The 17,584-nt window shown below is 70.1% G+C and carries 13 protein-coding genes; 7 read left to right on the top strand and 6 right to left on the bottom strand.

Annotated features, from left to right (window positions below):
• From H5407_RS22450 to H5407_RS22435, 4 genes are all read left to right on the top strand, one after another.
• A partial coding sequence (locus H5407_RS22450; protein ID WP_183106730.1) for a helicase-related protein occupies window positions 1–2,081 on the top strand: 2,081 nt, incomplete at its 5' end.
• 460 nt (window positions 2,082–2,541) lie between these two features.
• Entirely contained in the window at window positions 2,542–4,353 is a 1,812-nt protein-coding gene (locus tag H5407_RS22445) for a DEAD/DEAH box helicase (RefSeq protein ID WP_183106729.1), read from the top strand.
• Between the two features lie 61 nt (window positions 4,354–4,414).
• The gene (locus H5407_RS22440; RefSeq protein WP_183106728.1) at window positions 4,415–5,056 is read left to right on the top strand and encodes a cold shock and DUF1294 domain-containing protein; all 642 of its coding nucleotides are present in this window, start codon (window positions 4,415–4,417) and stop codon (window positions 5,054–5,056) included.
• 17 nt (window positions 5,057–5,073) lie between these two features.
• Window positions 5,074–5,625 carry a GNAT family N-acetyltransferase gene (locus H5407_RS22435; protein ID WP_183106727.1) on the top strand — a complete coding sequence of 184 codons (552 nt, stop codon included), beginning with the start codon at window positions 5,074–5,076 and terminating at the stop codon, window positions 5,623–5,625.
• Here H5407_RS22435 and H5407_RS22430 read toward each other — a convergent pair.
• Together H5407_RS22430 and H5407_RS22425 are read right to left on the bottom strand one after the other, a co-directional pair.
• A complete protein-coding gene (locus H5407_RS22430; protein WP_183106726.1) occupies window positions 5,595–6,068 on the bottom strand; it encodes a CYTH domain-containing protein in 474 nt (157 codons plus the stop codon). The two genes, H5407_RS22435 and H5407_RS22430, sit on opposite strands and share 31 nt — an antisense overlap.
• 4 nt (window positions 6,069–6,072) lie before the next feature.
• Entirely contained in the window at window positions 6,073–7,119 is a 1,047-nt protein-coding gene (locus H5407_RS22425; protein WP_183106725.1) for a quinone-dependent dihydroorotate dehydrogenase, read from the bottom strand.
• Window positions 7,120–7,237: 118 nt separating this feature from the next.
• On the opposite strand from H5407_RS22425, the gene H5407_RS22420 reads away from it, so the two are divergent.
• The 3 genes from H5407_RS22420 to H5407_RS22410 are packed head-to-tail and all read left to right on the top strand — an operon-like array spanning window position 7,238 to window position 9,654.
• Complete coding sequence (locus H5407_RS22420) at window positions 7,238–8,368, top strand: 3-deoxy-7-phosphoheptulonate synthase (protein ID WP_183106724.1); 1,131 nt, start codon at window positions 7,238–7,240, stop codon at window positions 8,366–8,368.
• Between the two features lie 28 nt (window positions 8,369–8,396).
• Window positions 8,397–9,059: a ribose-5-phosphate isomerase RpiA gene (gene rpiA / locus H5407_RS22415; RefSeq protein WP_183106723.1), complete on the top strand. Its 663-nt coding sequence runs from the start codon at window positions 8,397–8,399 to the stop codon at window positions 9,057–9,059.
• A 7-nt stretch (window positions 9,060–9,066) separates the two neighbouring features.
• Window positions 9,067–9,654: a hypothetical protein gene (locus H5407_RS22410; RefSeq protein WP_183106722.1), complete on the top strand. Its 588-nt coding sequence runs from the start codon at window positions 9,067–9,069 to the stop codon at window positions 9,652–9,654.
• Window positions 9,655–9,905: 251 nt separating this feature from the next.
• Here the strand turns inward: H5407_RS22410 and H5407_RS22405 are convergent, their stop codons facing one another.
• The 4 genes from H5407_RS22405 to H5407_RS22390 form a co-directional block, all read right to left on the bottom strand.
• Window positions 9,906–11,465 (bottom strand): M4 family metallopeptidase, encoded by a 1,560-nt coding sequence (locus H5407_RS22405; protein ID WP_183106721.1) that lies wholly within the window; start codon window positions 11,463–11,465, stop codon window positions 9,906–9,908.
• A gap of 192 nt (window positions 11,466–11,657) precedes the next feature.
• Window positions 11,658–13,802: a sensor histidine kinase gene (locus H5407_RS24790; RefSeq protein WP_183106720.1), complete on the bottom strand. Its 2,145-nt coding sequence runs from the start codon at window positions 13,800–13,802 to the stop codon at window positions 11,658–11,660.
• A gap of 93 nt (window positions 13,803–13,895) precedes the next feature.
• On the bottom strand, window positions 13,896–15,854 hold the full coding sequence (gene mnmC, locus H5407_RS22395; protein ID WP_183106719.1) for an FAD-dependent 5-carboxymethylaminomethyl-2-thiouridine(34) oxidoreductase MnmC: 1,959 nt from the start codon (window positions 15,852–15,854) through the stop codon (window positions 13,896–13,898).
• A gap of 48 nt (window positions 15,855–15,902) precedes the next feature.
• A complete protein-coding gene (locus H5407_RS22390) occupies window positions 15,903–17,264 on the bottom strand; it encodes an MBL fold metallo-hydrolase RNA specificity domain-containing protein (protein ID WP_183106718.1) in 1,362 nt (453 codons plus the stop codon).
• Window positions 17,265–17,584 lie beyond the last annotated feature (320 nt).

Below are 17,584 nucleotides of genomic sequence, written 5' to 3'. Positions count from 1 at the left end.
CGATGGTGGCCGAGGTGGCCGCCGCGCTGGCGGAATCGGCCGCCCCCGCTGGCCGCAAACGCGGCAAGGCCGCCGCCGTGGAGGCCGCGCAGCCCGTAGAGACGCCTGAGGTCGCCGAGGTCGCAGCGCCCAAGCCGGCCCGCAAGACCCGACCCCCGAAGAAGGCAGCGAAGATCGAGGCTGTCCTGGAGGATGCCGCCGAACCGCCTGCCCACAGCGTGGACGCCGTCGTTCCCCAGGGGCCGGACTGGCAATGGCACAAGCCGCAGCCGGGCCTGTTCGGCAGCTATGCCATCCAGGACGCCCAAGGCGCACCGCTGGCCGCCCTTGACCTGCAGGGGGGCGTTGGCCATTACCGCTGTGACTGCGCTGAGTTCCATGACAGCGAGGAGGGCGCTTGCGCCCATGGCCAGTGGCTGATCGAGCAGCTGTCGGCCGCCCGTGGGGGGCTGGCCGGCAAGCTGGCCGCCGGCCCGGACACGCCCTGGAGCGAGCTGGGCCTCAGCGCTGGCTGGGAACGCCGCCTGGTCTGGCGCCTGGGGCAGGGGGCCAGTCCGGCCCTGCGCTCGCTGGCCGAGGACTGCGCGGACGAGCACGGCCGCTTCATCGCACCGCTGGAGGGTCAGGTCTTGCCTACCCTGCTGCAGGCGGCCGCGGCCGAGGGGCATGAGCTGCGTGTGGGCGCCGAGGTGTGGCAGCAGCTGGCGCTGGCAGCGGATGCCGGCGATCGTGTCGAGCGCCTGGCCCAGGCCTTCGAGCAGGGCCTGGACTCACCGGCCCTGCTCGGGCTGGTCCGGACTCCGCTGCCCGAAATGCAATGGGAGGCGGCGCTGTTCGCCGTCTGTGCAGGACGAGCCATCCTGGCTGACGAATCCCCGCTGCCTCAGCGGCCTTGCGCCATCGTGGCGGCGCAGCTGTGGCAGTCGCGCTTTGACATGGGCGCTGTGGCCATCGTGGCACCCGCTGCCCTGCACGAGGACTGGCGCGCCGACGTCGCCCGCCTGCTGGGCGCCTGGCCGGCCGGCTGGACGCTGACAGGGCCAGCCGAGCTGGCCCCGGCCGCCGGCTGCGAGCTGCTGATCGTCGATGCCATCGATGCCCTGGGTGATTCGCTGCCGGCCTTGCGCCAGCTGGGCGCGCCTCAACTGATCCTCCTGGCCCATCGCGAGCTGCTGGGCTCTGAGCTGTTGGCTCCGCTGGTGGCCTGGATTGACGATGCCCGCCGCGGTCCCTATGCCAGCCTGCGCCGCCTGGGCGCCGAGGCCGGCAAGCGCGCTCAGCGCGAGGTCCTGGAGACGGTGATGCTGGCCCGCCGCCGCCGCGACCTGGCCGCCGAGCTGCCGGCCCAGCTGCTGACGCACTGGGTGCGCGTGCCGGCCCAGGACTGCGCCGGCCTGACATTGGACGTGACCGATGTGCAGGCTCTGCAGCGCCTGCACCAGCGCTGGTCCCGCGTGGGCAGCCTCTCGGCCGGCGAGCAGTTGCAGCTGCAGCAGGCCCTGCTGCGCCTGCGCCAGGGCTCCGCCGAGCGCATGGGCGAGGCCCGCGCTGCGGCCCTGGTGCGCCTGCTGCCCGACCTGGTGCCTGGGCGGGCCGAGCGCGTGGTGGTCTTCGCCCAGCATGACGCAGCCCTGCGCCCGCTGGCGCTGGCGCTGCAGGACCTGGGCCTGCCCCTGGCCAATCTGCGCCAGCACCAGAGCGCCGAGGTGCGCGCCATGGAGCTGCAGGCCTGGGCCGAGGGCGAGGCCAGCGTGCTGCTGGCCACCGATGCCGCCTGCGCGGGCCTGGACCTGCGCCAGCCCGGCAGCGTGCTGGTGCATGCCGACCTCAGCTGGAACCCGGCCCTGATGAATGAGCGCCTGGCCCGCCTCAGTGGCGAAGGTGACAGCGTGCCGGCCTGGGCCCTGGTGCTGGAAGCGGGCTTCGATCCCGCCCAACTGGCCGCCCATGCGCAGGAGGAAGTCCTACCGTCGGGCCTGCAGGACGGCCAAGCCGGGGCCATCCCCTTCCTGGCTGGCACGGACCTGGCGGCCTTCATGGCAGCTGTGGGCCGGGCCCTGGAACTGCTGCACAGCGCCTGATGAGGATCCTGCCGCGCCGAGCGGCAGGAAGTCACGAGCTGCAGGCTCCGTCAGCCGTCCGGTTGACGGAGCACTTGGCCATTCCGTGAAAACCCTGGTATGATCGCGGTCTCACTGCAGCAGGGTTGTCTGAATCCGGGCAGTGTTTCGTACGTCTCCTCTGACCTTGTCCGGCAGCCCCTCTTCATCGTCCCGATGCAAGCGTGGTGCCCGACGCCCTCGGGTTCGGTCGGCGGCGATGCCGTCGCTTTGACTGTGACCCCGACGCCGCACCGGCTCCAGAGCTCAAGCCTCTTTTTCTGCTTGGCAGACCCCGATGGTCTCGCACGCCCGGTGTACGACGTGAATCGTCTTCCAGCGACTCGACCTTGACCGCGGCTATTCATTTGCCTGCTGTGGTCGCATGCCATGCGCCTGCCGTTTGGGGCTGTCGCCGGGCATGGCTTTGCAGAAAGAAATCATGAGCTTTGAAAATCTGGGCCTGAACGAAGTCCTGCTGCGTGCCGTGAAGGACTCCGGCTACGAGAACGCCACCGAGGTGCAATCCCTGGCCATCCCGCCCGCCATCGAAGGCGCCGACCTGATGGTTTCCTCGCGCACTGGCTCGGGCAAGACCGCGTCCTTCATCCTGCCGGCCCTGGAAAAGATCCTGGTCGCGCGCGGTGACAACACCAAGCGCCGCGAGAAGGGCAAGATCTACGGTCCCAAGGTCCTGGTCCTGGCCCCCACCCGCGAGCTGGCCATGCAGGTCTCCAAGGCCGCGCAGACCTACGGCCGCCATGTGCAGGGCCTGAAGGTCGCCACCGTGCTGGGCGGCATGCCCTATGCCCTGCAGATCCGCCAGCTGACGGGTCCGCTGGACATCCTGATCGCCACCCCGGGCCGCCTGCTGGACCACCTGGCATCGGGCAAGTGCGTGCTGGAGAACGTCGAGATGCTGGTGCTGGACGAGGCCGACCGCATGCTGGACATGGGCTTCATCGATGACATCAACACCGTCGCCGCCGCCACCCCGGCCACCCGCCAGACGGTGATGTACAGCGCCACCTTCGCCGGCCACGTGGGCCGCCTGGCCCAGGAGCTGCTGCGCGACCCGCAGCGCATCGACGTCGCCTCGCACACCGACACCCACGAGAACATCGAGCAGCGCCTGCACTGGGCCGACAACCCCATCCACAAGGACAAGCTGCTGGAGTCCATCCTGGCCCAGCCCGAGCTGGACCAGGCCGTGGTCTTCACAAGCACCCAGCGTGACGCCGACTGGCTGGCCGAGCGCCTGGCCGAGATCGGCCATGCCGTGGCCCCGCTGCACGGCGCCATGCCGCAAGGCAAGCGCAACCGCACGCTGATGGCCCTGCGCCGTCGCGAAGTGCGCGTGCTGGTGGCCACCGACGTCGCCGCCCGCGGCATTGACGTGCCCAGCATCACCCACGTGATCAACTACGGCCTGCCGATGAAGGCGGAGGACTATGTGCACCGCATCGGCCGTACCGGCCGCGCCGGCCGCCAGGGCCTGGCCGTGACGCTGGCCCTGCGTGACGACGTGTCCATGATCCGCCGCATCCAGCACTTCACCACTCAGCAGATCCCGGTGACGCACATCGAGGGCTTGGAGCCCAAGACGCAAGAGCCGCGCATCTTCCCGCCCCGCCCCGCTGGCGAGCGCGGCTTCGAGCGCGGTGATCGCCCGGGCTGGGCGCAGAAGGGCGACAAGCGCTTCGGCAGCAAGCCCTTCCAGCGCGAGGGCTTCCAGCCCCGCGGCGGCTTCCAGCAACGCGATGGCTTCCAGCCGCGTGAGGGTTTTGCCCCGCGTGAAGGCTTTGCTCCGCGCGACGGCGGCAAGTCCTTCGGCCGTGATCAAGGCGCGCAGGGTCGCGACTTCGCTCCGCGTGAAGGCTTCGCCCCGCGCCGTGACGAGGGCTTCCGTCCGGACGCCCGTCGTTTCGACGACCGCAAGCCCTATGGCCAGGACCGCGGCTTCGGCGGCCAGGACCGCGGTTTTGATCGCGGCGGCGACCGCGGCGGTGACCGCCCCGGCTTCGGCGGTGACAAGCGCGGCTTCGCACCCCGTGACGACCGCGGCGGCTCCTTCGGCGAGAAGCGCGGCTTCGGCGGCAAGCCTGCCTTCGGTGGCAAGCCGGCCTTCGGCGACAAGCCCTTCCACGGCAACCGCGAAGGCGGCGGCCGTGACTTCGGCGACGATCGCCGCGCCGGTGGCCCCGGCAAGCGTCCGGCGCCGCAAGGCCCGCGTCGCGGCGGCTTTGGCCGCTGAGTGAGATGAGGCCGGCGCGTCCCAGACGCCGCCGGCTTTTTTCTTTGGCCTCCTGATCACGATGGGATCTCGTCAGCAGGGCACGCTCACGCAGTGGGACGATGCCAAGGGTTATGGCTTCATCACGCCCGATGCGGGTGGGGGCCGGCTCTTCGTGCATGCACGCGCCTTCGGCCTGCGCAGCTGGCGGCCCTATGTGGGCGAACGCCTCAGCTATGAGGCCGGGCGCGATCCGCAAGGCAAGGCCCGCGCCCAGCGGGTCAAGGCCCTGCAGCCCCGGCGCCCGCGGCCCGTGGCACGGGCGGCTGCGCCGCGGCCCTCGGCCGATGCGGCCCGTGGCAGCGCCATCCTGATGCTGATCCCCGCCTTCGCCGCCCTCGTGCTGGCCGTGCACCTGGCCTGGCCCATGCCTCACGCGGTATGGGGCAGCTACATGGCCCTGAGCCTGGCCACCTTCATCGTCTACGCCGGAGACAAGCGCGCCGCCCGCAAGGGGCAGTGGCGCGTCGCCGAGTCCACCTTGCATGGGCTGGCCCTCTTCTGCGGCTGGCCCGGTGCGCTGCTGGCTCAGCAGCTGCTCGCCCACAAGCGCGGCAAGCCCGCGTTCATGCGCGTGTTCTGGGGCACGGTGGCGCTGAACATCCTCGCCTTCATTGCGCTGTTCACGCCGGCACTCAACCCCTGGGGCCGCGTCCTGCACTGAGCGCTCCCCCCGTTCCCATGCCTTCCGACTTCTCTCTGCGGCCCCTGTGGGCGGTCGATCTCGGCGCGGTCCTGCGCTTGCAGGCCGATTGCTACGGGCCGGACTATGTCGAGCCCGACGAGGCCTTCGCCTCCAAGCTGCGCGAGACCACTGCCCTGCAGACCTGCTGGGGCGCCTTCGACGCCTCAGGTGCCTTGCGCGCCTATGCCGTCAGCCTGCCCGTCTGCGCCGACACCATGCCCGGCCTGCATGCCAGCGACTACCGTTGCCCTTCGCGGCCCACGCTGCTGTACCTGCATGACGTGGCCGTCGGCCCGCAGGGGCGGGGCAGGGGGCTGGCCCAGGCGCTGCTCGCGCGGATCGAGCAGCGCGCGCATGCGCTGGGCCTGGCGCGCATGGGCCTGATCGCGGTGCAGGACTCCGCCCCCTTCTGGCAGCGCCTGGGCTTCGCCCCGCTGCCGTCGGTGCCGTCCTGGCTCCAGCGCAAGCTGCAGAGCTTTGGCGAGGCGGCCCGCTACCTGGAACGGGTCAGCCCGGCTCAGCCGCTCGATGCCTGCCAGCTCGAGTAGGGCCGCGCGGCCAGGGCCGAGTTGAAGTAGCGCGTGTCCTGCGTCACCTCCTCGCCCAGCCAGTCGGGGCGATCGAAGGGGTGGTCCTCGCTGGGCAACTCGATCTCGGCGACCACCAGCGGCGCGTTGGCGCCCAGGAACTCGTCGATCTCCCAGATCAGCCCACCCGCCGGCAGGCAGTGGCGGAACTTCTCGATGCAGGGGCCGTCGGCCAGGGCCAGCAGCGCCTTTGCATCCGCTACGGGAATGGCGTATTCGAACTCGGCGCGCGTGGCGCCCGCGGTGAGCCCCTTGATCGTCAGGAAGGCCTGCTGGCCGTCGATGCGCACGCGCACGGTGCGGGCCGGGTCACGGCTCAGGTAGGCCTGGCACAGGTAGCGGCCTTCGCCCTGGCGCCAGCCCTCGCCCCGCACGAGGAACTTTCGCTCGATCTCGACGCCCATGCCGTCAGCCCTTGAAGCCCTTGAGCGCACGCGCGCACTCGGGCACCAGGGCCGAGCCCTTGTAGATGAGGCCGGTATAGACCTGCACCAGGTCGGCCCCGGCCTGCAGCTTGGCGCGGGCATGCTCGCCGCTCATCACGCCGCCGGCGCCGATGATGGGGTAGCCCGTGCCGAGTTCGGCGCGCAGCAGGCGGATCACGCGGTTGCTGGGCTCGAAGACGGGCTGGCCGGAGAGGCCGCCTGTTTCCCCCGCATGCGGCAGACCCTTGACCGCCTCGCGGCCGATGGTGGTATTGGTGGCGATGACGCCGTCAATGCCGTTGTGCTTGAGCGTGCGGGCGATCACGACGATCTGGTCCTCGTCCAGGTCCGGCGCGATCTTCAGGAACATGGGCACCACACGGCCGTGCTGCGCCTGCAGCTGCAGCTTGCGTTCCTGCAGGCTTGAGAGCAGGGCGTCCAGGGCCTCGTCGCTTTGCAGGGCGCGCAGGTTCTTGGTGTTGGGGCTGGAGATGTTGACGGTGATGTAGTCGGCGTGCGCATAGACGCCGGCCAGGCCGATCAGGTAGTCGTCCACCGCGTTCTCGATGGGCGTGACGGCGTTCTTGCCGATGTTCAGGCCCAGCAGGCCGCCGGCCTTCCTGAAGCTGTGTGCCTGCTTCACGTTGGCGATGAAGCTGTCCAGGCCCTCATTGTTGAAGCCCAGGCGGTTGATCAGCGCATGGGCGGCGGGCAGGCGGAACATGCGCGGCTTGTCATTGCCTGGCTGGCCCTTGGGCGTGACAGTGCCCACCTCGATGAAGCCGAAGCCCATGGCGCCCAGGCCGTCGATGCAGCGGCCGTTCTTGTCCAGGCCTGCCGCCAGGCCCACGCGGTTGGGGAAGCGCAGGCCGGCCAGTTGCACCGGGTCGCTCACCCGGCTCTGCGACCACAGGCACTGCAGGGACGTGTTCTGGAAACGGGCGATGGCGCCCAGCGTCACTTCATGGGCATGCTCGGGGTCCATGCCGAAGAGAAAAGGGCGGGTGAGAGCGTAGGGAATCAGGGACATGGCGGCAAGGCGGCGCCCCGGCACGACAGGGGCCGGCGGCATGGGCTTGTAGGGGTGGGGCGATTGTCGCATCCGCCCTCGCTGATAATCAGCGCAATCCCGCCTTTGGCCAGCCTTCATGAAATCCCTCGACCATCCCCAGAACGACCGCGAGATCGGCTCGCGCGACAGCACCCGTGACACCACCCGCACCGATGACACCCGCATCGGCGCCGTGCGCCCGCTCATCTCGCCCGCCCTGCTGCTGGACGAACTGCCCATCACCGACGAAGCCCTGAACCTGGTCGAGCGCGCCCGCCACGAGATCAGCGACGTGCTCCACGGCCGCGACGACCGCCTGTTGGTGGTGGTGGGGCCCTGCTCAATCCACGACCACGACCAGGCCATGGACTACGCCCGCCTGCTCAAGAAGGCCCGCGACGAGATGCAGGGAGAACTGCTGCTGGTGATGCGCGTCTACTTCGAGAAGCCGCGTACCACCGTGGGCTGGAAGGGCTACATCAACGACCCGCGCCTGGACGGCAGCTTCCACATGAACGAGGGCCTGCGCCTGGCGCGCCAGCTGCTGCTGGACGTGACCGCCCTGGGCCTGCCCGCCGGCACCGAGTTCCTGGACCTGCTCTCGCCGCAGTACATCTCTGACCTCATCGCCTGGGGCGCCATCGGCGCCCGCACGACCGAGAGCCAGAGCCATCGACAACTGGCCTCCGGCCTGTCCTGCCCGGTGGGCTTCAAGAACGCCACGGACGGCGGCATCAAGGTGGCGGCCGATGCCGTGCTGGCCGCCCAGGCCAGCCATGCCTTCATGGGCATGACCAAGATGGGTGCGGCGGCCATCTTCGAGACCCGCGGCAACGACGACTGCCACCTGATCCTGCGCGGTGGCAAGGCCCCCAACTACGACGCCCCCTCGGTGCAGGCCGCCTGCGAGGCGCTCAGGGGCGCGGGCCTGCGCGAGCAGGTGATGATCGACTTCTCGCACGCCAACTCCAGCAAGAAGTACGAGCGCCAGATTGAGGTCGGCCGTGACGTCGCTGGCCAGATCGCCGGCGGGGACGACCGCATCACCGGCGTGATGATCGAGTCCCACCTGCAGGCCGGCCGCCAGGACCTGCTGGACGGCCAGACCCGTGCCGACCTCAAGCCCGGCGTCTCCATCACCGACGCCTGCCTGGGCTGGGTGCAGACCGAGCCCCTGCTGCGCGAGCTGGCCGCCGCCGTGAAGGCCCGCCGCGCCCGCAAGACCTGACCCTCTCCGGAACTCCAGAAAGACTGCAATGACCCAAGACGAACTCAAGGCCCTGGTCGGCCAGGCTGCGCTGGCCTATGTGGAGGACGGCTCCATCGTGGGCGTGGGCACGGGCTCGACCGTGGACAAGTTCATCGATGCCTTGGCTGCCAGCGGCAAGAAGATCGCCGGTGCCGTGTCCAGCTCGGTGCGGTCCACCGAGCGCATGAAGGCCCTGGGCATCCCGGTGCTGGACGCCAGCGAGGTGACGGGCCTGAAGGTCTACATCGACGGCGCCGACGAGATCGACCAGCAGGGCCACATGATCAAGGGCGGCGGGGCCGCGTTGACCCGCGAGAAGATCGTCGCGGACCTGGCCGAGACCTTCGTCTGCATCGCCGACGAATCCAAGCTCGTGCCGACCCTGGGCAAGTTCCCGCTGCCGGTGGAGGTCATCCCGATGGCTGCAGCCCAGATCGCCCGCCGCTTTGCCGCCATGGGTGCCGATGCCCAGCTGCGTGCCGGGGTGGTGACCGACAACAGCTGCCACATCCTGGACGTGCGCGGCCTCAGCATCAGCGACCCGGCCGCCTTCGAGGCCGATGTGAACCAGTGGCCTGGCGTGGTCACCGTGGGCGTCTTCGCCCGCAACAAGGCCGGCGTCTGCCTGCTGGGCACTTCCAGCGGCGTGAAGACTCTCAGCTTCGCCTGAGGACGCCATGGAGGCGGTGCGTGACACCATCGCCTACCTGCTGGGGCGGCGTGCCTTCGAGGAACGGCACCATCGGCGCTACCAGTTCGCGGCCAGCCTGGCCCTGCGCCTGGCGGTGAGCGTCGCAGCGCTGGCTTATGTGCTGGATGCCCAGGGCGAATGGCGCCTGGTGCGCGCCGTCCTGCTGGCCTGGGTGCCTGTGCGCCTGTTCATTCCGGAGCTCATGGGCCTGGTCCATGCCTTGTCCTCCGGCATCCGGCACCAGGCGTTGGCGGATGTGCAGGGGCAGCACTATGTCTTCCGCGGCAAGCCCATGCGGGTGGCCGAATGGGTGCCCGGCGAGCGCTGGATCGCGGTGCCCGACCTGGAGCGCGCCCTGGAGCACCCCATCCGCCTGGGACCCCTGCAAAAGGCGCATGGCGAGCAGTGCCAGCAGCGGGAGGGGCGCTGGTGGCTCAGCGCTCCGGCCTGTCTGGACTACCTGGACGGCCTGCAGCATGCGCAGGCCCTGAAGCTGCGCCACTGGGTGCATGGCACGGTCTGGCTGCCGTCAGGGCAGGCCCGTCGCCAGGGGCGCGATCGCTGGCGCCGCTGAGGGGGCGAGTGGCGGCGCGGGGGCGGCGCTTCTTGAAGTCCATCGGCGCCGCTCGTGGCGCGTGCTCAGATCTCCCGACGACGAAAGGGGGCGACCGCCGGTCGCCCCCTTCGTTCTTCTGCTGGATGAGCCCGCAGCCCTTGCGCAGCGGCGGGAGTCCTCCTCGGTCAGTCTTTCAATGAAACGCCGGCCCGCCCCAAGGTTCCTTGCCCCGCGGGGGGCGCGGCACGGAGTGACAGGTCCGGGGGTGCTCAGTTGACGTTGACGGCCGTCCAGGCAGCGGCCACGGCATTGGCCTGGGTGCTGCCGGCGCCATACAGCTCGTTGGCTGCGGCGATGGTGGCGGCACGGGCACCGGCGTAGTTGGTGCTGGAGGTCATCTTGGTGGTCAGTGCGCGGTACCAGATCTTGGCGGCGGCGTCGCGGCCAATGCCGGTCAGGGTGCCGGTGCCGGTGGCGACGCGGGTGTCACCGGCCTTGCAGGTGGGGCTGGTGCCCAGGCTGCTGTTGGTGCCTTCGGCCAGCATGAAGTAGAAGTGGTTGGCCACGCCGGAGCTGTAGTGCACGTCCAGGCTGCCCACGCCGCTGTACCAGCAGTCGGCCGAGGCGCCGTCGGCACTGGGCTTCATCATGTTGCGCAGGAAGGCCGAGCGCACCATGACCTTCTCGCCGATCAGGTAGTCGCCGGCATCGTTGCCGTTGGCGGCATAGAACTCGACCATGGAGCCGAAGATGTCCGAGGTGGCTTCGTTCAGGCCGCCGGATTCGCCGGAGTAGGTCAGGTTGGCGGTACGGCTGGTGACGCCGTGAGTCATTTCATGTCCGGCCACGTCCAGGGAGACCAGGGACTTGAGGCTGGTGCCGTCGCCGTCACCGTAGGTCATGCAGAAGCAGGAGTCGGACCAGAAGGCGTTGGCATAGTTGCGGCCGTAGTGCACGCGGTTGAAGGCGCCCTTGCCGTCGTTGGCGATGCCGCTGCGGCCGTGCACGTTCTTGTAATAGTCCCAGGTCACGGCGGTGCCGTACTGGGCATCGACGGCGGCGGAGGCCAGGTCGGCGGTGGTGCTGCTGCCCCAGACGTTGTCGGTGTCGGTGAAGATCGTGCCGTTGCCGGCCGTCTTCTTGTTCATGTTGGTGGTGTAGGTGCTGCCGCGAGACGGGTCGCGCAGCTCGTAGCCGCCGCTGATGGAGTTGGTCGTCAGGGTGACGGTGCCGCTGTAGAGGCTCTTGCCCGTGCCGGTGGCGGCAGCGGTGTGGATGTCATTCCACATGTCCAGGTGGCTCCCGGTCTGGGCATCGATGATGGCATGCTTCTCGAAGGGCGTGCCGTCGGACTCCTCGCCACCGACCAGCACATCCCAGGCTAGGCGGGGCTGGTCACCGCGGGCGTAGATCACCAGTTCGGGCTTGACGCCCATGTCGGCACCGCCGTGCTTGGCCGCGGCCAGCTGTTTGGCCTGGCCCAGGGAGATGGTGGGCTTGGCATCGACCTGGGGGTCGCGCTTAAGCGTCAGGTGCATGGCCTGGAGGGCGCCGTTGCGGTCCGAGCGAACCACCAGGTCGCCGCCGATCACGCGCAGGCCATTTACGGTGCGGTCGAAGCGCACGTGCTCGGTGCCATCGGCGTCGGTGATGATGTCGCGCACGCGGTACTCATGGCCTTGGCCATGCAGGCTGCTGCCGGCGAACTGCTTCACATGGCCCAGCGCACGGCCCTGCGGATCCGCCTGGGCGGATACAGAGGCGAGGGTGAGGCCGGCCAGAGTGGCCACGGCGATGCTGATGCTGTTCAGGGACCTTGACTTCTTCATGGAGTACTCCGTCTTGCGCTGGATCCGAAGATCCTTGTGGTTTTGAATGGCTCGCCGAGTCACTGTCTCGGGGCACGGCGCAAATTTGCTGCAGATCGCCCTTTTGTGCGCTCCTCAGAATCCCTCTCGGTGTAGCTCCCCCCTTGCATGCCCATGACGAATGTCATAGGAGTGTGTTTCTTTTGTAAAAAGTCATACTTCTTGAAAATTCATGGGTAGCCGAATGCAGACGACGGTGCCCTGGCCCGGCTGGCTCTGCAGGGTTAGCTCCCCGGCCATGCGCTCCACCACGAGCTTGTGCACGCTGGTGAGGCCCAGCCCCACGCCCGTGCGCCCCAGCTGCGTGGTGTAGAAGGGTTCAAACACGCGGGGCAGGTGCTCGCCGGCGATGCCCACGCCATCGTCTCGCCAGCAGATCCGGACCGCGGGCGCGGCGCTGCTGTCGCCGCGCGGCCCGGTGCCCGCCGCCTGCGTTGTGTCCTCGAGACTTTCGACCGACAGGTCGATCCAGATCGTGCCCTGCCTGCCGTCCCGGAAACCATGGATGAGGCTGTTTTCCAGCAGCTGTTGCAGCACCTGCTCGATGTCCTGCGGGTCGCCGCGGTACAGGCACTGCACCGGCAGGTTCAGGCGCAGGTTCACGCCGGACTCGAGCAGAGCCTGGTGCCAGCTGGAGGCGCTGAGCTGGATCAGGGCGCTGAGATCCATCTCGCTGCGGTCCTGCATCTCGTTGCTGTGTCCTAACGTCTTGAAGCGCTGCACCAGCTGCGCGACCCGGGCCAGCCCCCGGTCGATGAGGTCGCTGCCGCCGTCCAACTGGACCAGCAGGTCGTCCAGCTCGCTGCGCCTCAGGGTCTGCCGGGCCAGGTGCATGCGCAGCTGCCTGGCTCGTTCGCCGATCAGCGAAGCACCCATGCGAGCGTTGTCCAGCGGCGTGTTCATCTCATGCGCCATGCCCGCCACCATGCGCGAGAGGGCCAACTGCTTCTCTTGCTGCATCAGCGTGCGCATGGCTTGCTCCAGCTGCGCGCTGCGGTGGCGGACCTGCTCTTCCAGCTCATCGTGCGCCTTCTGCAGGGCGACCTCGGTGGCCTGGCGGATGGCGACCTCCGACTGCAGCCGCGCCAACGCCTCGGACAGCTCGGCGTTGCGCTGGGCCAGCGAGTTCTCCAGGTCGGAACCCCGCTGCGCCAGGGCCTCGCGCTCATGGATCAGATGGGGGCGCTCCAGCACCGCATCCATCGTGTCGCTCAGGGTATTGGCCAGCTTGCGGCAGGAGGCCTGCTGCAGCTCATTGAGGCGCTCGCTGGCCCACAGCGCATCGCCCATTCGGCCACAGCGGCGGCCCAGGCGCTTGACGGCGTGCAGGCAGGCGTCGCGCACCGCCACGCGGTTGAGCCCTTGCTGCATGTAGTCGCGCGCGGCGTCCATCAGGGCCTGCCAGCCGTCCTCGTCCTGCAGGGCGCGGACCAACACGCTGCAGTAGCGATGCCACTCCTTCCAGCCCGGACGGTTGGGATCGACCTCGGGCCGGCGTTCGACCTCCTGCATCAGCGCACAGCTCAGCTCGGCATTGCCTCGCGTGGCCTCGACGATCGCCAGGTTGGTGAGGCTCACCGAGGCCAGGGCGTCCAGGCCATGGGCCTCGGCCAGGGCCAGGGCTTCGCGGTGCAGGCGGATCGAGTCCTCGAGATGGCGCTCGAAGCCCGCATCGTCCGCCGCGCGGATGCCCAGGCTGAAGGCGGCGCCGGCGGCACCGGCGCCGCCGAGGATGCGGTGCCGGAAGGCTGGCGGCAGGGGCGTGCCTTCCTCCAGCAGCTGGCGACAGGAGGTGCCCAGCTCCTCGTACATCTCGGCATGGAAGAGCACGCTGTTGCGCTGCACCGTCATCAGCTGCGCCATTTCGTCCTCGCCCTCCTGTAGGTAGAGGCTGGCAGCCATGCCGGCACTGTGAAGGGAGGCCGGAAACAACTGCAGCAGGCTCTCCAGCGTGTGCATCACCCGCCAGGTGGCGGCCTCGGCCAGGGAGGCCTTGAGGGTCTTCGCGAGTTGCTGGAGCTCGCGCGCGCGACGCAGGCGTTGCAGGGCCGAAGCCGGCTCGGTGCCTATGCCGAGGATCAGGCCGTAGGCTTCGAGCTCCAGCGCCTGTGCCGGGCTGGGGTGGTAGGAGCCGGCCAGATGAAGGTCCTTCAGCAACTGCTCGGCGGGCCATTCGATCTGGCTCTGCCGCAGGCCATGGAGCAGCCGGGCGAGCTCGGCAGCTCCATACGTGCTGGGCGCGTCGGAGGGAGGCCTGTCTTGCGGATCGGACCTGGCGCCGCTGGTTGTGGAGGGCACGTGCTGATACTCCTGGCAGTGCTGGCTGTGGCGGTTCGCCGGTATCAGCTTAGCGTCTCGTGCGCTGCAGTACAGCCCCGTGGCCGAGGGTGATCAGCCTTGTCGGGTTTGCCGCTGCAGGAAGCGCAAGGGGTCCAGGGCATCGAGCAGGCTGGCCTCCATTGGTGCCGGCGCGCCGGTGACGCGGCTGGCCAGCAGCTCGCCGCAGAGCAGGGCCCAACTGAGCCCGCGCGAGGCCATGGCGGTGCACAGGGCCAGACCGGGCAGGCGGGGCATCATGCGCACTTGGTCCAGTCGCATGCCAGGCACCGGCAGGCCCAGGCCGCCCACCAGGGGCAGGCGGTCCGGCGCGATCAGGCGCCAGCCCACGCGCCCCTGCTCGAGGGCGGGCTTGGGCATGGCCTGCGGGCTCAGCAGCGCCAGTTGGGCCAGGTTGTCCTCATGGTCGCTGTCCCGGATTTCTGGGTCGGTGTCGCCGTCCTGGTGTGTGGCGCCGAACACGAGTCCGCCGTCCGGCAGGCCCAGGGCATAGCCCGCACCGGCCAGCGGCAGGCGCGGCGCCTGCAGGCCGCCTTGCGCCAGCTGTTCAGCACCGAGGCGGCTGATCTGGCCGCGCTGCACGTTCAGTGGCGGCAGCAGGGGGCCCAGGCGGCCCTCGTCGAGGGTGTCCAGCAGGGCCAGGCTGTCGGCGCCCGCGGCCAGCACCAGGGATTCGGCCTCGGCCAGCACCCGGCCCGATTCGTCCAGGCATTGCCAGGACTCCCCGCAGCGCCGCAGCAGGCTCACCCGGCAGGCGGTCCGCAGGCGGATGGGGCGGGCGGCTGTTTCGATCAGGGCCTGCACCATGCCCGGCGGGGGCAGGGCGCCGCCGCCGGGATAGAACCAGGCCGCCGTCACCGCAGGCGAGAGGGGCCAGCCCGCACGCTCACAGGCCTGCTCGCGCGACAGCGCCTGCACGTAGTCCGCCGGCAGGCCCAGGCGCTCGATCTGGGCCTGCAGGGTGGCGAGATCGCGCTGCATCTCCAGCCGCAGCAGGCCCGGCTGCAGCCAGGGCAGGTGGCCGCTGGCCAGCAGGGCGCGGGCATTGCGTTCGGTGTGCAGGGCGGCGGCACGGTTGAAGCGGGCATGCAGGCCGTCGTCCGGGTTGAGGGTGCCGTGGAAGAGGCCGCCGGGATTGCCCGAGCCCGCCAGCGCCGGCGCCTGGCGCGACTCCAGCAGGCTCACGTCCAGCCCCTGGGCAGCGAGCGCATGGGCGCAGGCGGCGCCCGCGATGCCGGCGCCCAGGACCAGGGCCGTCCGTGCGCCGGGCGCAAGGGCCAGGCGGCCGGCGGGCCTCTGCGCGGCATGGCGGGGCTGGTAGCGGGCCACGCTCATCTGCCCCTTGCTGGCGAAGCCTTCTGCCTTGCGGACCTCAAAGCCGGCGCTGGCCAGGCCGTCCCGTACCGGGCGGGCCACGCTCCAGGTCGCGGCCGTGGCCTGGGGCGCAGCCAGGCGGCCCAGGCTGCGCAGCAGGTAGGGATCCCAGATGTCCGGGTTGAGCGCGGGCGAGAAGCCGTCCAGGTAGAAGGCATCGACCTCGGCGACGATCTCGGCCAGCCAGTCGCGCGCCTCGCCCAGGCCCAGCATGAGGCGCACGCGGCCCTGCTCGAAATCGAGCACATGCAGGTTGTGCGTCAGGGGTGGCCACTGGGCCAGCAACTGCGCTGCGAGCGCGGGCTCGGGCGAGTGGGCATGGGCGCGCTGCAGGTCAGCGTGGCGCAGGGGATGTTTCTCGACGCTGATGAAGACCAGGCGCTCGGCGCGCTGCGGGTCCGCGCGCCAGGCGGCCCAGGTGGCCAGGAAGTTGTTGCCCAGGCCAAAGCCGGTTTCCAGGATCACGAAACGGGCTCGGCCCTGCCAGCGCCGCGGCAGCTCGTTGCCGCCCAGGAAGACGTGCTGCGCCTGTGCGAAGGCGCCGGCGCGGGCATGGTAGACATCGCCAAAACCCGGCGCGCTGGGCGCCGCGGCATCGGAGAAATCGACCTCGGCGGGACGGATGGGCTGGGTCTTCATGGGCGGCGCAGTATGCCGCAGCCGGGCCTGCGCCGCCCCTGCGTTGGCTCAGACTTCCACGGTTTCGCCATGCTGGGGCACGCGCACGGCCCAGCCCAGTTCGTCCTGGATGCGGCTGCGCAGGGCATCGGCCGCCTGCGGCTCGCCGTGCACCACGAAGGTCTGCGCAGGCGGACGGCGGAACTGGCGCAGCCAGGCCATCAGCTCCTCGCTGTCGGCATGGCCCGAGAAGCCTTCCAGATGGCTCACCTCAGCGGCAACCGGCACGTAGGCGCCGCGGATTTTGATCTCTCGGGCGCCATTGATCATCTTGGCGCCGCGCGTGCCACCCACCTGAAAGCCGGCGAAGCAGATGTGGTGGCGGGACTGCGGCGCCATTTCCTGCAGGTAGTTGAGCACCCGGCCGCCGGTGGCCATGCCGCTGGCGGAGATCACCACCCCCGGGCGGCGGGCCACGGCCTGGGCCGTCTTCAGGGATTCCTGCGGCTTGCTGACCACGCGCACGCCCTCGCACAGGCGCGAGAGCTCGCCGGGTGAGACCTTCAGCAGGCGCCCATATTCCAGCGTGATCTCCGTGGCCTCGCGTGCCATGGGGCTGTCCATGAAGATCGGCAGCTCGCCGGGGATCTCGCCCGCCGCCCGCAGCCGCTGCAGCACCAGCAGCAGGGCCTGGGCGCGGCCCACCGCGAAGCTGGGCAGCAGCACGCTGCCGCCGCGCGCGATGGTGCTTCGTATGAGGCGGCCCAGGCGCTCCTGCACGTCTTCGGGGGGATGGCGGCGGTCGCCGTAGGTGGACTCGACCAGCAACACGTCGGCCTCCTCCAGGGCCTGGGGCGGCGGCAGCATGAGGTCTTTGGCCCGGCCCAGGTCGCCCGAGAAGACCAGGCGCCGTCCCGCGCTGTGCACCGTGATGCAGGCGGCGCCCAGCAGGTGGCCGGCGGGCGTGAAGCGGATCTCGTTGGCGCCCAGCTTCAGGCGCCCGTCGCGCGGCAGGCCGACGAAATGCGAGAGGGCGTGCTGCGCATCCTTGATCGTGTACAGGGGCAGGGCCTTCTCATGGCGCGTGCTGCCCGTGCGGTTGGCGCGGCGGGCGTCCTCTTCCATCAGGTGGGCGCTGTCGGCCAGCAGCACCTCGCAGAGCTTGCGGGTGGCCGGGGTCGAGAAGATCTGGCCCTTGAAGCCCTGGCGCACCAGGGCCGGGATGTAGCCGCTGTGGTCCAGGTGTGCATGGGACAGCAGCACGGCGTCAATGCTGGACGGCGCCACGCCCAGGGGACCCCAGTTGCGCTCGCGCAGGGCCTTGTAGCCCTGGAACAGGCCGCAGTCCAGCAGCAGGCGGCGGTCGCCGGTGTCGATGAGGTGGCGCGAGCCGGTCACGGCGTCGGCGGCACCCAGGAAGGTCACTTTCATGCGTCTCTCCGCGGGCAGCAGGTGGCCGGACCATTGTGGCCCAGCCGGGCGGGCCGTCCGCCGCTCGCCGCTTGATGAGGATCAGGCCGGCGCGCCGTGAAGCGCCATGAAGAAAGCCCGGCAGTGCCGGGCTTTCTTGGGCGAGCGCGCAGACGCTCAGCGCTTGGGGCTGGTCAGCCGTGCGCCGCCGTTGCCGCCGCCGCTGCCCTGGCGCGCCTGGCCGCCGCCGGAGCGCTGGCCCTGGCCTTGGCCGCCCCGTGGTGCATCACCGCGAGCGCCATTGACACGGCCCTGGGCCGGTGCGCCTTCGCGGCGTGCCG

Origin of the sequence: Mitsuaria sp. WAJ17, assembly GCF_014174515.1 — a bacterium.
Taxonomy (GTDB): domain Bacteria; phylum Pseudomonadota; class Gammaproteobacteria; order Burkholderiales; family Burkholderiaceae_C; genus Roseateles_B.
This window is presented reverse-complemented; position numbering and strand designations above follow the sequence as displayed.

Bases quoted from the DNA above. Each gene is read 5' to 3' on its own strand.
- H5407_RS22435 (WP_183106727.1), top strand. From the start codon at position 5,074: ATGCCTTCCGACTTCTCTCTGCGGCCCCTGTGGGCGGTCGATCTCGGC.
- mnmC (WP_183106719.1), bottom strand. From the start codon at position 15,854: ATGAAGACCCAGCCCATCCGTCCCGCCGAGGTCGATTTCTCCGATGCC.
- rpiA (WP_183106723.1), top strand. From the start codon at position 8,397: ATGACCCAAGACGAACTCAAGGCCCTGGTCGGCCAGGCTGCGCTGGCC.
- H5407_RS22430 (WP_183106726.1), bottom strand. From the start codon at position 6,068: ATGGGCGTCGAGATCGAGCGAAAGTTCCTCGTGCGGGGCGAGGGCTGG.
- H5407_RS22425 (WP_183106725.1), bottom strand. From the start codon at position 7,119: ATGTCCCTGATTCCCTACGCTCTCACCCGCCCTTTTCTCTTCGGCATG.
- H5407_RS22420 (WP_183106724.1), top strand. From the start codon at position 7,238: ATGAAATCCCTCGACCATCCCCAGAACGACCGCGAGATCGGCTCGCGC.
- H5407_RS22405 (WP_183106721.1), bottom strand. From the start codon at position 11,465: ATGAAGAAGTCAAGGTCCCTGAACAGCATCAGCATCGCCGTGGCCACT.
- H5407_RS22390 (WP_183106718.1), bottom strand. From the start codon at position 17,264: ATGAAAGTGACCTTCCTGGGTGCCGCCGACGCCGTGACCGGCTCGCGC.
- H5407_RS22440 (WP_183106728.1), top strand. From the start codon at position 4,415: ATGGGATCTCGTCAGCAGGGCACGCTCACGCAGTGGGACGATGCCAAG.
- H5407_RS22445 (WP_183106729.1), top strand. From the start codon at position 2,542: ATGAGCTTTGAAAATCTGGGCCTGAACGAAGTCCTGCTGCGTGCCGTG.
- H5407_RS22410 (WP_183106722.1), top strand. From the start codon at position 9,067: ATGGAGGCGGTGCGTGACACCATCGCCTACCTGCTGGGGCGGCGTGCC.